Source organism: Paracoccus sphaerophysae, assembly GCF_000763805.1.
Classification (GTDB): domain Bacteria; phylum Pseudomonadota; class Alphaproteobacteria; order Rhodobacterales; family Rhodobacteraceae; genus Paracoccus; species Paracoccus sphaerophysae.
On record NZ_JRKS01000071.1, the window covers coordinates 1 to 14,092 of the forward strand.

General features: G+C 69.8%; 15 protein-coding genes. 6 read left to right on the forward strand and 9 right to left on the reverse strand.

Features of this window, described 5'->3' with window-relative positions:
- The 3 genes from IC63_RS14505 to IC63_RS14515 all read right to left on the reverse strand — a co-directional run.
- On the reverse strand, window positions 1-2,225 hold a 2,225-nt coding region (locus IC63_RS14505), incomplete at its 3' end, for a calcium-binding protein (protein WP_052042278.1).
- A 104-nt stretch (window positions 2,226-2,329) separates the two neighbouring features.
- A complete protein-coding gene (locus IC63_RS14510; RefSeq protein ID WP_036721634.1) occupies window positions 2,330-3,475 on the reverse strand; it encodes a GNAT family N-acetyltransferase in 1,146 nt (381 codons plus the stop codon).
- 124 nt (window positions 3,476-3,599) lie between these two features.
- A complete protein-coding gene (locus IC63_RS14515; RefSeq protein ID WP_036721662.1) occupies window positions 3,600-4,472 on the reverse strand; it encodes a branched-chain amino acid aminotransferase in 873 nt (290 codons plus the stop codon).
- A 144-nt stretch (window positions 4,473-4,616) separates the two neighbouring features.
- Between IC63_RS14515 and IC63_RS14520 the strand changes: the two genes are divergently transcribed.
- Window positions 4,617-5,156, forward strand: coding sequence for a MarR family winged helix-turn-helix transcriptional regulator (locus IC63_RS14520; protein ID WP_036721636.1), 540 nt, complete (start codon window positions 4,617-4,619; stop codon window positions 5,154-5,156).
- Window positions 5,153-5,857: a response regulator gene (locus tag IC63_RS14525; protein ID WP_036721639.1), complete on the forward strand. Its 705-nt coding sequence runs from the start codon at window positions 5,153-5,155 to the stop codon at window positions 5,855-5,857. Before IC63_RS14520 ends, IC63_RS14525 begins: the two co-directional genes overlap by 4 nt.
- Window positions 5,858-5,950: 93 nt before the next feature.
- Here the strand turns inward: IC63_RS14525 and rfbA are convergent, their stop codons facing one another.
- From rfbA to rfbC, 5 genes are read right to left on the reverse strand one after another with little or no spacing between them, the layout of a single operon-like run.
- Window positions 5,951-6,838 carry a glucose-1-phosphate thymidylyltransferase RfbA gene (gene rfbA, locus IC63_RS14530; protein WP_036721642.1) on the reverse strand — a complete coding sequence of 296 codons (888 nt, stop codon included), beginning with the start codon at window positions 6,836-6,838 and terminating at the stop codon, window positions 5,951-5,953.
- Window positions 6,835-7,680 carry a dTDP-4-dehydrorhamnose reductase gene (rfbD, locus tag IC63_RS14535; protein WP_036721644.1) on the reverse strand — a complete coding sequence of 282 codons (846 nt, stop codon included), beginning with the start codon at window positions 7,678-7,680 and terminating at the stop codon, window positions 6,835-6,837. The genes rfbA and rfbD overlap by 4 nt, the downstream gene beginning before the upstream one ends.
- A complete protein-coding gene (locus tag IC63_RS14540) occupies window positions 7,677-8,357 on the reverse strand; it encodes a hypothetical protein (RefSeq protein ID WP_036721646.1) in 681 nt (226 codons plus the stop codon). Before IC63_RS14540 ends, rfbD begins: the two co-directional genes overlap by 4 nt.
- Entirely contained in the window at window positions 8,357-9,400 is a 1,044-nt protein-coding gene (gene rfbB, locus IC63_RS14545; RefSeq protein WP_036721649.1) for a dTDP-glucose 4,6-dehydratase, read from the reverse strand. The genes IC63_RS14540 and rfbB overlap by 1 nt, the downstream gene beginning before the upstream one ends.
- Window positions 9,397-9,951, reverse strand: coding sequence for a dTDP-4-dehydrorhamnose 3,5-epimerase (gene rfbC / locus IC63_RS14550; protein ID WP_036721651.1), 555 nt, complete (start codon window positions 9,949-9,951; stop codon window positions 9,397-9,399). Before rfbC ends, rfbB begins: the two co-directional genes overlap by 4 nt.
- Before the next feature lie 304 nt (window positions 9,952-10,255).
- Here rfbC and rsmD point away from each other — a divergent pair, with 304 nt between their 5' ends.
- A complete protein-coding gene (rsmD, locus tag IC63_RS14555; RefSeq protein ID WP_036721652.1) occupies window positions 10,256-10,834 on the forward strand; it encodes a 16S rRNA (guanine(966)-N(2))-methyltransferase RsmD in 579 nt (192 codons plus the stop codon).
- An 80-nt stretch (window positions 10,835-10,914) separates the two neighbouring features.
- Here rsmD and mog read toward each other — a convergent pair whose 3' ends face one another.
- Window positions 10,915-11,457 carry a molybdopterin adenylyltransferase gene (gene mog / locus IC63_RS14560; protein ID WP_036721653.1) on the reverse strand — a complete coding sequence of 181 codons (543 nt, stop codon included), beginning with the start codon at window positions 11,455-11,457 and terminating at the stop codon, window positions 10,915-10,917.
- Window positions 11,458-11,628: 171 nt separating this feature from the next.
- Here mog and IC63_RS14565 point away from each other — a divergent pair, with 171 nt between their 5' ends.
- From IC63_RS14565 to IC63_RS14575, 3 genes are all read left to right on the forward strand, one after another.
- The gene (locus tag IC63_RS14565; RefSeq protein ID WP_036721654.1) at window positions 11,629-12,282 is read left to right on the forward strand and encodes a protein-L-isoaspartate O-methyltransferase family protein; all 654 of its coding nucleotides are present in this window, start codon (window positions 11,629-11,631) and stop codon (window positions 12,280-12,282) included.
- Window positions 12,279-13,694, forward strand: a complete 1,416-nt coding sequence (locus tag IC63_RS14570) for a TolC family outer membrane protein (RefSeq protein WP_052042279.1) — start codon at window positions 12,279-12,281, stop codon at window positions 13,692-13,694. The genes IC63_RS14565 and IC63_RS14570 overlap by 4 nt, the downstream gene beginning before the upstream one ends.
- A gap of 33 nt (window positions 13,695-13,727) precedes the next feature.
- Window positions 13,728-14,092, forward strand: a 365-nt coding sequence (locus IC63_RS14575) for a hypothetical protein (RefSeq protein WP_036721657.1), incomplete at its 3' end; no start/stop codon positions are given.

Here is a 14,092-nt window from a genome sequence, read left to right on the forward strand (position 1 = left end):
ATGTGTATAAGAGCCACCCCATCCAGCCAGCCGTTGCCGCCGCCGCCGATGACCAGGTCGTCGCCACCCCCGCCGAGGACCGTGTCGTCGCCCGCCCCGGACGAGATGTTGTCGCGGTCCCCCCCGCCGGCGCAGAAGTCGTTGCCGTCGCCGCTGCGCATGGTGTCGCGCCCGGTGCCGCCATACATCCGGTCGCGGCCGGGGCCGCCGAACATCATGTTGTTGCCCGACACGTCGCGGAACACGTTATCCCCCACGGCGTCCACCATGATGTCATCGCCCGCGCCGCCCACCATCCGGTCGTCCCCGGACAGCCCGTACAGGCGGTCGTTGCCGGCCTCTCCGGCCAGGTAGTCATGGCCGCTGCCGCCGTTGACCCTGTCGTCGCCGGTGCCGCCATACACGATGTCATTGCCTGTCTGCCCGGCGATGCGGTCGTCGCCGGCTTCGCCCAGCACGACGTCGTGATCCTCTCCCGCCAGGACCACGTCGTTCATCGCGCCGGCGCGGATGAAGTCGTTGCCCCCCATCCCCCAGATGGTGTCATCGCCGTCATGCGAGATCAGCCGGTCGTGGCCGGCACCGCCCAGCAGGTGATCCTCGAGCCCGCTGCCGAACAGAGTGTCGTTGCCGCCATAACCGTAGATCGTGGACCCGCCCGCCGCCGCGCGCAGGACGTCGAACCCGGCCGTCCCCAGGATCGTCGAACGCACGTCCGGGGGCTGGTAATGAGCGACGGGAAACATCGAATTGTCGAAATCGGCCGCGCTCAGCGGGGTCCGATTGCGCGAGATCACGTCGATGAACCCGCCCATGAAATGGATCTTGGCGCCCTGGCTGTTGCTGACGATTCGCAGCTGATAGGTCGACCGCACCATCGCCAGCATCGACAGGTCCAGCCGGTCCTCGCCGGGAGTATAGTCCAGGATCGCGACGCGCCCGCCGACCGGCAGCGGGACAAAGACGTCGTCCCCGGCGCCGCCGACCAGGGCTATCGCCCGCGATCCGGCGATCAGGATGTCGTCCCCCGCCCCGCCGCTGATCCTGGTGGTGTTCAGCCCGCCCTGGATCAGGTCGTTTTCGTCGCTGCCGACATGCGCCCCCTCGGCGACATGGCGGGTCTGGCCGATCTTGCCGGGGTCCAGCACGAACTGGCTCAGCCCCGATTCGGTCGCCGAGGCGGCCAGCGCGACGATCCGCCCGTCGATCACCCGCAGCGCCAGCGCCGATACGTCAGCCAGCGCGGCCCGCTGGTCGTCGGCGATGCTGTCCAGGTGGATCAGTCGCCCGTCCGGAGTGACGGTGAACAGGCTCAGCCCGTCATCCGCGCCCCCCACGACGACGAAGGACCGCCCGTCGATCGTCACCGATTCCATCACCGTGGCGGACTGGAACCTCGTGGTGCGTTCGTCGATGATGTGGTCGACCGGCACCATCCCGCCCCCCGGCAGGATGCGGACGGTGGTCAGCGACGAGCTGCAGGCCGAGCTGACGACCAGGTAATGCTTGCCCTCGACCTCGACCGCCACGATGTCGCGGGGGCCGTTGAACCCCGTGCCGCGCGCCGAGCCGACGAATTCCCCCGAGGCGAGTCCCCCCGCCGGGCCGACGAGATGGGCCGAAATGAAATTGCCGCGCGTCGAGGCCGAGACGAGCAGGTCGACCCCGCCCAGCCGCACCGCGACGATGGCGTCGATCTGCGCATCGGGCACCAGCCCGGGCGGCGCCGTGGTGGTCGCGACGGCGCTGATCCGGCCATCCGACCACTGCCGCCACAGCTGGAAGGTCGGCTGATCGTGGCGTGCGGTCCACATCAGCTGCGCGCCGGCGAAGGTCGAGAAACTGCCGGCGTGCAGCAGATCGACCGGCACCGCCGCCGCGATGAAGGGGGTGTCGGCCGCCCCGCGCAGCCCGCCGCTGTCCAGGGCGCGCGCCGCATCGCCCCCGCCCAGCAGCCCCGCGATCAGGAACCCCTCGCCATAGGGACGGTCCAGCACGATGGCCTGCGGTTCGGCCAGATGCCGCTGGTTGTCGGAATAGGCGTACGAGGCCAGATGCTCGGTCAGCCCGTTCGCGTCGGTCACCCCCCAGATCGAGGTCCCGCCGCCGACATGGGTCGCGCCGATGACCACGATCTGCCCGCCGACGCTGGCAAATGAGAGGTCGGTCAGGCTACTGACGTAGCCCTGCACCGTCGTCCCGACAAACTGGAAGCCGATCCCCATCGACCCTGCCCCGTCCAATCCTACCAGGACAAGGGTGGCCTACAGCACTTAAGGTCCGGTAACCCGCAGCGCCCCGAATACCGGGCATTTCTCTAAATTTTTGCCTATCCGCGACGGAACGGACCGAAGGCAGCCGTTTCGGCGATGTCGTCGCCGACCGCGGCGATCTCGTCTGTCAGATAGCCGGCGAGCGCCCGCCGGAACCCCGCATCCGCCACCCAGTGCAGCGAATGCGTCTCGACCGGCAGATAGCCGCGGGCGAGCTTGTGTTCGCCCTGCGCCCCGGCCTCGACCCGCGCGAGCCCGTGCGCGATCGCCCAGTCGATGGCGCGGTGATAGCACAGCTCGAAATGCAGGAACGGGTGGTCCTCGACGCAGCCCCAATAGCGGCCGTAGAGCGTATCGCGGCCGATCAGGTTCAGCGCCCCGGCCACCGCGCGGCCGTCGCGCTCGGCCAGGATCAGCAGGCAGTCGTCGCGCATCGTCTCGTGCATCGCATCGAAGAAGGCCCGCGTCAGATAGGGCCGGCCCCATTTCCGGCTGCCGGTGTCCTGATAGAACGCCCACATCGCGTCCCAGTGCTGCGGCTTGATCTGATCGCCCCGCAGGCTGAGGATCTCGCCGCCGAACGCATTGGCCCGCTCGCGTTCCTTGCGCAGCGCCTTGCGCTTGCGCGAGGACAGGCGGGACAGGAAATCCTCATAGCTGGCGTAGCCGTCGTTATCCCAGTGATATTGCGTGGTCGTGCGCCCCAGCCAGCCCTTGGCCTCGCCCAGCGCCCGCTCGGCGGCGGTGCAGAAGGTGACATGGGCCGAGGAAAGCCCGGCCTGCCCGGCGACATGCTCCATCGCGGCCAGCAGCGCGGTCTGCACGTTCGGGTCGTCGGCGATCAGCCGTGGCCCGGTCGCCGGGGTGAACGGCACGGCGCATTGCAGCTTTGGGTAATAGCGGCCGCCCGCGCGCTCATAGGCATGCGCCCAGGCGTGGTCGAAGATGTATTCGCCCTGGCTGTGGGTCTTGACGTAAAGCGGCGCCACCCCCACCGCCACCCCGTCCAGGCGCGCGACGAGATGCGAGGGATGCCAGCCCGTCCCCTCGCCCACCGACCCCGACTCCTCCAGCGCGGCCAGGAAGCGGTGGGTGGTGAACGGGTCGCCGCCCCGGCGTGCCTCGCCCTGTCCGCAACCGTCCCACTCGGCGGCAGCGATCCCTCCGATCGAGGGCAGCACGGAAACGGTCAACTCGGCCATGAGGGCCAAGATAGGCATAGGGCGGCCGACTGCAACGCCACCCGCCCTCGATCTTCTGTCAGCAAATATCCCGCGGGGGGATGAACCGCAGGTTCATGGGGGGCGCGAAGCCCCCCGGCGGCGGTCACGCCCGGACCAGCGCCTCGTAATCCTCGGCGATCTTCCGCGTCGTCGCGCCGACCTGGAAATGCCAGTCCTCGCCGATCTGCGCCACCGGAGTCACCTCGGCCGCCGATCCGGTCAGGAAGCATTCCTGGAACTCGCTCACCTCCTCGGGCAGGATGTGGCGCTCGTGGACCGTCATGCCCTGGTCCTTGCACATCTGGATGATGGTCTGCCGGGTGATGCCGTTCAGGAACACGTCGGCCAGCGGGGTGTGGATCTCGCCGTCCTTCACGAAGAACACGTTGGCGCCGGTCGCTTCGGCCACATAGCCGCGGTAATCCATGAACAGCGCGTCCGAGCAGCCCTTCTTCTCGGCCGCGTGCTTGGACATGGTGCAGATCATGTACAGCCCCGCCGCCTTGGCGGCCGAGGGGATGGTCTCGGGGCTGGGCCGCTTCCACTTGGAAATGTCCAGCTTGGCCCCCTGCCACTTTGCATCGCCGTAATAGCTCCCCCATTCCCAGGTGCAGATCGCCAGCCGCACCGGGTTGTGGCTGGCCGCGACCCCCATGTCGGGACCGGCGCCGCGGAAGGCCAGCGCCCGGACATAGGCGTTGGTAAAGCCGTTGGCCTTCAGCACCTCGTCCTTGGCAGCGACGATCTGGTCGGCGGTCCAGGGGATTTCCATGTCGATCAGCTCGCCCGATTTCAGCAGCCGCTCGGCATGCTCGCGGGTCTTGAAGATCTTGCCGTCATAGCAGCGCTCGCCCTCGAAGACGGCGCTGGCATAGTGCAGCGCATGGGTCAGGATGTGGACGCGCGCATCGCGCCAGTCCACCAGCTCGCCGTCCATCCAGATCTTGCCGTCCCGATCTTCATAGCTTCCAGCCATGTCCGTCATCCCATATTTGCGAATATTTCCCGCGCACCCACGATCGCAGGCAAAAAATTGCGCCGACGCGGCCAGCGGTAGAGATTGATTCTTGGAAAGTCAACAAGGCTGCCCTATCGTCCGGGCGACGACAGGGGGATTGCCATGCAGCACGCGGGACTGAGGGACGGATTGCCGGCGCCGGCGGGGGGGGAAAACCTGCTGTTCCTGACCGACGAACAGATCCGGCGCGGGATCGAGGCGATGTATTTCGCCTATCGCGCCTTCACCTCGGACCCCGACCTGATCCTCGACGAGATCGGCTATGGCCGCGCCCATCACCGGGCGCTGCATTTCATCAACCGCGACCCGGGTCTGACGGTGACCTCGCTGCTCGAGGTGCTGGGGGTGACCAAGCAGTCGCTGAACCGCGTGCTGAGGGCGCTGATCGAGGACGGGCTGGTCGACAGCCGCGTCGGCCGCCGTGACCGGCGCGAGCGCCAGCTGCGTCTCACCGACAAGGGCGCGGCGCTGGAACGGCGCCTGTCCGAGGCGCAGCGCGCCCGGATGAAGGCCGCCTATCGCAATGCCGGGCCGCAAGCCGTCGCGGGGTTCCGCCAGGTGCTCGAGGCGATGATGGACCGCGACACCCGCGCGCAGTTCCAGTCGCTGCTCGACGCGCCGACCGCAGGGGCGCGGGGATGACGGCACCCGAAACCCACCTGCTGATCGTCGATGACGACGAACGCATCCGCACGCTGCTTCGGCGCTTCCTGGTCCGCAGCGGCTATTTCGTCACCACCGCGCGCGACGCCGCCCATGCCCGGCGGCTTCTGTCGGGGCTCGATTTCGACCTGATCGTGCTGGACGTGATGATGCCGGGCGAGGACGGGTTCTCGCTGACCCGCGACCTGCGCCGGCGCAACCAGACCCCGATCCTGCTGCTGACCGCGAAGGGAGAGACCGGCGACCGCATCACCGGGCTGGAATCGGGGGCCGACGACTATCTCGCCAAGCCCTTCGAGCCGCGCGAGCTGCTGCTGCGCATCGCCGCCATCCTGCGCCGCATGCCGGCTGTCGAGGCGCGGGGCCCGAAATACCTGTCGCTCGGCCCGCTGCGCTATGACGCCGCCAAGGGCGAATTGTGGGAAGGCGAGACCCATATCCGCCTGACCGGCAGCGAACAGACCCTGATGCGGCGGCTGGCCGAAACCCCGGGCGAGGCGGTGGACCGCCCGACCCTGATCGAGGTGCTGGGCCGCGACCCCGACGAGGGCGGCGAGAATTCCGAACGCGCCATCGACGTGCAGATGACCCGCCTGCGCCGTAAGATCGAACGCGACCCGCGCGAGCCGCGCTATCTGCAGACGGTGCGCGGCGCCGGCTACATGCTGGTCCCGGACTGAGCGAAGCTCGCCCGGCCCCGAACATCTTCTGTCCGAAAATATCCCCGCCGGAGGCTCCGGCAGCGCCGCCCACGCAGCGGCGAAGTCGGCGACTCAGTCCAGCAGCCCGTCCAGATACCGCCCGTAATCGTTCTTGCCGAACTTCTTCGCCCGCGCCTTCAGCGCCGCGTCGTCGATCCAGCCATTGTCATGGGCGATCTCGTCGGGGCTGCCGGACTGCATCCCCTGGCGCTGTTCCAGCGTCCGCACGAAGTTGCCGGCGTCCAGCAGGCTCGCATGGGTGCCGGTGTCCAGCCATGCATAGCCGCGGCCCATCTTCTCGACGTTCAGCCGGCCCTCGTGCAGGTAGGTCTCCAGCAGCGTGGTGATCTCCAGCTCGCCCCGCGGCGAGGGCTGGACCTCGCGCGCCCGGCGCGGGGCGTCGGCGTCGAGGAAATACAGCCCCGTCACCGCATAGTTCGACGGCGGCACCTCGGGCTTTTCGATGATCTGCTGCGCCCGGCCCTCGGCGTCGAACGAGACCACGCCATAGCGTTCCGGGTCGGCGACGTGATAGCCGAAGACCGTCGCCTCGGCCCGTGCGTCCGCGGCGCGCAGCAGCTCGGTCAGGCCGTGGCCGAAGAAGATGTTGTCGCCCAGCACCATCGCCGAGGGCGCGCCGGCGAGGAACTCCTCGGCCAGGATATAGGCCTGCGCCAGCCCGTCGGGCGAGGGCTGGACGATCCAGGTGAAGCTGATCCCCCACTGGCTGCCGTCGCCCAGCAGGCGCTGGAACTGGGCTCGGTCCTCGGGGGTGGTGATGATGGCGATCTCGCGGATGCCGGTGAGCATCAGCACCGAGATCGGGTAATAGATCATCGGCTTGTCATAGATCGGCAGCAGCTGTTTCGACACGCCCATGGTGATCGGGTAAAGCCGCGTCCCCGAGCCGCCGGCCAGGATGATGCCCTTGCGCTGGGTGGCGCCGCGCTGGGTGGTCATGCGGAAAGCTCCTTGATGACGGCGGCAAGGCTCTCGCGCCAATCCGGGCGCGCGATGCCGAAGTCGCGTTCGATGGCCGCGCAGTTCAGCCGCGAATTGGCCGGCCGGCGCGCCGGGGTAGGATAGGCGCTGGTCGGGATGTCCTCGACCTGCGGCGAGAGGCCCGACTGGGCGAAGATCTCGCGGGCGAAGTCGGCCCAGCTGACGTCCGGGGCGCCGGCGAAGTGATAGAGCCCGCCCTTGGCAGGGTCCGCCTGCATCTGCCGCGCCATCTCCAGCGCGGCGGCGGCGATGGCGGCAGCCGGGGTCGGCCCGCCGATCTGGTCGGCGACGATGGTGAGGCGGTCGCGTTCCGCCCCCAGCCGCCGCATCGTCTTGACGAAATTGTTGCCGTGGGCGGAAAACACCCAGCTGGTGCGCATGATCGCCCACTGGCCCCCGGCGGCGCGGATCGTGTCCTCGCCCTCGAGCTTGGTGGCGCCATAGACGCCCAGCGGGGCGGTCTGGGCGCTCTCGTCCCGGGGCGCCTCGCCCGAGCCGTCGAACACATAGTCCGTCGAGATATGCACGAACGGAATCCCCAGCCCCGCGCAGGCGACAGCCATCGCCTCGGGCGCGTTGCGGTTGACCAGCCGGGCCGTCGACTCGTCGCCCTCGGCCTTGTCCACCGCGGTATAGGCCGCCGCATTGATGACCGCCGCGGGCCGCAGCCGGCCGATCAGCGCGGCGCAGTCATCGGGGTGCGTCAGGTCAGCCTCGTCGCGGCCGGCGAAATGCGCCCCGGGCGCCAGCCGCGCCAGTTCCTGCGCAACCTGCCCGGTCCTGCCGAACACCAGGATCATGCGCCCACCTCCTCGCCGCGCCGGTTCAGGCGCAGGTCCAGCCCGTCGAACAGCCCCTCGCGGCCCAGCGCGCGGGCGAAGGCCGGCAGGATCGAGCCCTCGGCCGCCCACGCCGCGTCATAGTCGATTTCCACCACCGGCCCGATCTGCGCCCAGAAGCGGCGCACGGCGGGTGGGTCGTAATACCAGTTGCCGTCGCTGGACAGCGCGTCGGGCAGCGAGTCCTGCCGTTCCCACATCCCGATCCGGTTCAGCTCGTCGGCGCGGCTGGCGCGCCAGTCGTCCACGTCGCGGAAGGCCACGATCGGCACCACCCGGTCGAACACCTGCCGCAGGGTCGATTTCAGCACATAGGCTTCCAGCGCGTCGCGCATCATGCAGAATTCCTGGCTGCTGATCAGCAGGTCGGGATGTGGGCCGCGCGCCTCGTCCATCCGCACCGCCAGCTCGTCGAAGACCTCGTGGTCGATGGGCGCGGAAATTCCCAGCAGCCGCGGGATGGTCCACAGCGATGGGCGGATGAAATGGTTGGCCAGATCCTGCGCATTGCCCTGCGGCCAGACCGCGACGCCCGCGGCCGCCAGCGCGTCGCGGCGCTGCGCGATCGCCTCCTGGATCGAGGTGGTGCCGGTCTTGTGGGTGCCGACATGCAGCCACAGCGTCCCGCGCGGCGTCATCAGCCGGTCCCCAGGCGCCTGCCGACGCCCTCGCGGTCCAGAAGCGGGCGCCACCAGTCCTCGTTGGCCAGATACCACGCGACCGTCCTGCGCAGCCCCTCCTCGACCGTGACCGAGGGGCGCCAGCCCAGCTCGGCTCGGATGCGCGACGGGTCGATGGCATAGCGCCGGTCATGGCCGGGGCGGTCGGTGACGAAGGTGATCAGCCGGTCATGCGGGGCGCCGTCGGGGCGCAGTTCGTCCAGATGGGCGCAGATGGTGCGCACGAGGTCGATGTTGGTGGCCTCGTTCTCGCCGCCGATGTTGTAGCTGCGGCCGACCTGCCCCTTCTGCAGGCACAGCAGCAGCGCGTCGGCGTGGTCCTCGACATACAGCCAGTCGCGCACATTGCCGCCGTCGCCATAGACCGGGATCGGCTCGCCCGCCAGCGCCCGCAGGATCACAACCGGCACCAGCTTTTCGGGAAAGTGATACGGGCCGTAGTTGTTGGAACAGTTGGTCAGGACGACCGGCAGGCCATAGGTCTCGTGCCAGGCCCGCACCAGGTGGTCCGACGCCGCCTTGGACGCCGAATAGGGCGAGCGCGGGTCATAGGGCGTGTCCTCGGTGAACTTGACCGCCGGGTCCGCGGGCAGCGAGCCGAACACCTCGTCGGTCGAGATATGGTGGAAGCGGAAGCCCTCGGGCTTGCCCTCGCGCGTCCACCAGGCCCGCGCGGCTTCCAGCATGTTGTAGGTGCCGTTCACGTTCGTCTCGATGAAGGCCCCCGGCCCGTCGATGGACCGATCCACATGGCTTTCGGCGGCCAGATGCATCACCGCGTCGGGCTTGTGCTGCGCAAACACTCGGTCGAGCGCTGAGCGGTCGCGGATGTCGACCTGCTCGAAGGCATAGCCCGGCATCCCGGCCACGTCGGCCACGTTCTCGAGGTTCGCCGCATAGGTCAGCGCGTCCAGGTTCACGACCTCGTGCCCGTCCCGCATCGCCTGCCGCACCACGGCCGAGCCGATGAAGCCCGCGCCCCCCGTCACCAGAATCTTCATGCTCCGGCCTCAAACGGCGACTGCCACTGGACGAAGGCCGGGGCGGCGGCGTCCTTGTCGGACAGGATCGGGTCGCTCACGCCCCAGTTAACGCCGACGCTGTCCCAGCGCACCGCGCCATCCGCCTCGCGGTTATAGTAATCGGTGCATTTATAGACGATCTCGGTGTCGTCCATCAGCGTGACGAAGCCGTGCAGCATCCCCGCCGGCACCCACAGCTGCTTGCCGTTCTCGGCCGACAGCTCGACGATGACATGCTGGCCATAGGTCGCGCTGCCGCGCCGCGCATCGACCGCCACGTCCAGCAGCGCCCCGCGCCCGCAGCGCACCAGCTTGCCCTGCGCATGCGGCGGCGCCTGGTAATGCAGCCCGCGCAGCGTGCCCGCCCTGGCCGAGACCGAGTGGTTGTCCTGCACGAACTCCGGCAGGTTCACGCCCGCGCCTTCTAGCGTGCGGCGGTTCCAGCTTTCCGAAAAGAACCCGCGATTGTCGCCGAAGCGGGCGGGGGTCAGGACCAGCACGCCCTCGATGGGGGTCCGTTCGATCTGCATGGGGCAACCTCTCTCTCGGAACGGGCTTCCTTTGCCACTTTCGGCCGCAAAGGGAAAGCGGGTCTTTGGCGCGCCGCGCGGGCCCGTCCAGCGACCACGCGGCGCCCGGCTTCTTCTTTGCCCAAATATCCCGGCCGGAGGCTCCCGAGCGCCCGGAAAACGCTCCAGCGGCCTGTTTTCAGCCAATGCGGTCATCCCGGAACTGGCACCGGAAAGCGCCCTCCAGCGCGCCCCGTACCCGCACAACCGCCCTTCCCCTCCACCGCCGCCCGCCTGTAGACAGCCCCCGAAAGGACCAGCCCCCATGCGTATCGTCGGCGGCCGCTTGCGCGGTCTCAAGCTTGCAGAGATCGGCGCCGGAGACTCGGCCGCCCATCTGCGCCCCACCACCGACCGAGTGCGCGAGGCGGTCTTCAACCTGATCGAGAACAGCCACGGCGTCGCCCTGGATGGCGCCCGGGTGCTGGACCTGTTCGCCGGCACCGGCGCGGTGGGGCTCGAGGCGCTGTCGCGGGGCGCCGCCCGGGTGGCCTTCGTCGATGACGGCGCCACCGCGCGGGCGCTGCTGCGGGCCAATGTCGAGAAGGCCCGCGCGATGGGTGCCACCGACATCTGGCGGCGCAACGCGACCGACCTCGGCCCCAACCGCGGCGCGGGCTATGACGTGGTGTTCCTCGACCCGCCCTATGGCCAGCGGCTGGGCGAGGCCGCGCTGGCCTCGGCCCTGACCGGCGGCTGGCTCGCCCCCGGCGCGCTGGTGGTGTGGGAGGAGGACACCGCCCCCCTGCCCCCGCCCGGCCTCAGCCAGATCGACCAGCGCCGCTATGGCGGCACGCTGGTCACGCTGCTGCGCGCGGCCGGAGCCTCGGGCGGGGATATTTAGGCACGAAAGACCGGGCCGGTCTGGCGAGCCCTGTGCACTTGCCTCACGGTTGCTGCACGAATCGCACGGAATGCTGGGGGTTACGCCTTCGGCCGGAACGCGGTGATCCGCTCCGGGTCGGTCTCGATCCGGGCCGCACCGATCAGGTCCAGGCAATAGGGCACCGCGGCGAAGACCGCGTTCAGGCAGGTGGCGATGGCGGCGGGTTTGCCGGGGATGGTGATCATCAGGCAGGCGTCGCGGATGCCCGCCGTCTGGCGCGACAGGATCGCGGTCGGGATCCCTTCGGCAAGCGAGGCGCGGCGCATCTCCTCGCCGAAGCCGGGCAGTTCCTTCTCGATCACCTCGGCCAGCGCCTCGGGGGTCTCGTCGCGGGGCGCGGGGCCGGTGCCGCCGGTGATGAGGATCAGGTCGGCGCCGTCCCCGTCGGCCAGCTGGCGCAGCGTCGCGGCGACGCCCTCGCGGCCGTCGGGGATGATCTGGCGGGTGATCTCGATCGGCGAGGTGACGACCTCGCGCAGCCAGGCCTCGGCGGCCGGGCCGCCCTTGTCCTCGTATTCGCCGCGGCTGGCGCGGTCGGACACGGTGACGATGGCGATGCGGGCGGTCTGGCGCTGGGTCATGGCGGGGCTCCGATGGGTCTGGGCGCCTGCATCCTGCCGCCATCCGCGGGCAAAGGGAACCGCGCGGCGGCCATCCCGCGGCAGCCGGGTCCGTGCGGCGACTCGCGCCGTTGCTCCTCGGGGGCAATCGTGCGAAACACGGGGTCGACACGACAGCCGGATTTGCCCGTGATGACCGATTTTCAACAGCGCCGCATGATGATGGTGGACACCCAGGTCCGCCCCAACGACGTCACCAAGTATCCCGTCATCGCCGCGATGCTGGACGTCCCGCGCGAGGACTTCGTCCCCGAGTCGCGCCGCGACATCGCCTATATCGGCGAGAACCTCGACCTGGGGCACGGCCGGGTGCTGCTGGAACCGCGGACGCTGGCGATGATGGTCGACACGCTGGACGTGCAGCCGACCGATCTCGTGCTGGATGTGGGCTGCGGCTATGGCTATTCGGCCGCCATCCTGGGCCGGCTGGCGCAGGCGGTGGTCGCCGTCGAGGAACACCCCGAGATGGCCGGCATCGCCGCCCAGCGCCTGGCCGCCGTCGGCGCCGACAACGTGGTCGCGGTGCAGGCCAAGCTGGCCGAGGGCAAGCCCGACTTGGGCCCCTATGACGCCATCCTGATCGGCGGCGGGATCGAGGAGCTGCCGCAGCCCATCGCCGACCAGCTGGCCGAAGGCGGCCGGATCGTCGCGATGTTCATCGAGGGCGCGCTGGGCGTGGTGCGGCTGGGGCGCAAGCTGGACGGGCGAATCGACTGGCGGCTCGCCTTCCATGCCGGCGGCCCGGTGCTGCCCGGTTACGAACGCCGCACGGGGTTCGTCCTGTGACCCCGCGCCGGCTCGCCGCGGCCGCAGCCCTGGCGCTCACGACCGCGCTGGCCGGCCTGCCCGCCTGGGCCGAATCGCTCGCCGACACGATGGTGGCGGCCTATCGCCACTCGGCGCTGCTGGACCAGAACCGCGCCTTGCTGCGGGCCGCGGACGAGGATGTGGCGACCGCGATGTCGGCCCTGCGCCCGATCGTTCAGTGGGCCGCGTCGCATAATTTCTCGCGCTCGGACGGGGTCGAGACCGTGGCGACCACGGTGCAGATCGTGGCGCAAATGACGCTGTATGACTGGGGCCGCAACCAGCTGGCGATCGACATCGCCAAGGAACAGGTGCTCGCCACCCGCGAATCGCTGATCGCCGTCGAACAGGACGTGCTGCTGTCGGCGGTGCAGGCGTTTCTGCAGGTCCGCTCGGCCGAACAGCAGGTGGCGCTGAACTCGAACTCGGTCGAGTTGCTCAGCCGCGAACGGCAGGCCGCGCAGGACCGCTTCGACGTGGGCGAGATCACCACCACCGACGTGGCGCTGGCCGATGCGCAGCTGGCGCAGACCCGCGCCTCGCTGGCCTCGGCGCAGGGCCAGCTGGAGATCGCGCGCGAGGCCTATCGCGCCGCGGTCGGCCGCGCGCCGCGCGATCTGGACCCGCCGCCGCCGCTGCCCAAGCGCCCGAAATCGCTGGATTCGGCGCGCTCGACGGGGGTCAGGACCCACCCTGCGATCCGGCAGGCCCAACGCGCCGTCGCCGCCAGCGAGTTGGGCGTCGCCGCCGCCGCGGCCGAGCGTCGTCCCGAGGTGACGGGTTCGCTGAGCCTCGGCACCACGCGCCGGCCCTCGACCAGCCTGTTCGGCCAGGGCCCGCAGGAAAACACCACCACGCTGGGCGCCGGGATCGAGGCATCGCAGACGATCTATTCCGGCGGCCGCCTGCCGGCCGTGCACCGCAAGGCGATGGCCCAGCGCGACGCCGCCCGCTCGGCGCTGCTGAACGCCTCGCGCCAGGTATCCGAGGCGGTGGGGACCGCCTGGGCCAACATCGACGTGGCGCGGGCGCAGATCGCGGCGATCGACGAACAGATCTCGGCCGCGCAGCAGGCCTATGACGGCGTGCGCGAGGAAGCGACGCTGGGCGCGCGGACCACGCTGGACGTGCTGGACGCCGAACAGAACCTGCTCGAGGCGCGGGCGGACAAGATTACCGCCGAAGCCAACCTGCAGTTAGCACATTATCAACTTCTGGCCGCTATGGGACTCTTGACGGTTAAAGACCTCAAGCTGGGAATCCCGACCTATGACCCCTCGGCCTATTACAATGCGGTGCGCGACGCGCCCTATACCAGCACCCAGGGCGAAAATCTCGACCGGGTGCTGCGTGCCATCGGCCGCGAACCGGGCGGCCGCCCGCGCAACTGATCTTGCGACGCTGCCGGCCGCAGGGGGCCGGCAATGACCGGCCCGCTGCGCCAGGACCGCCCGCGCCCGCTGGCGCGGGGCGAGGATATCGGCGACGTGCTCGCCTCGATCCGCAATCTGATCGCCCAGGACGCTCCGGGGGCACAGGGGGAAGAGGCTGGCGCGCCGGCCGCCTTCACCGAACCCGCCATCGCGATGGCATCCCCCCGGATCGCCGGCGATCTGCCGCTGTCTCCGGCCCGGACCGCGGCGCTGACGAATTCGCTGGCCGAGGCGGTGGATGCCGCGGCCGCCCGCATGGCCGACACCGCCCGCCGGGTCGAGGCGGCGCGCGCCGCAGCCCCCGAGGCGCCCGAGGCGCCGTTCCGGCTGAACCCCGACGCCCTGATCCCCGCCGC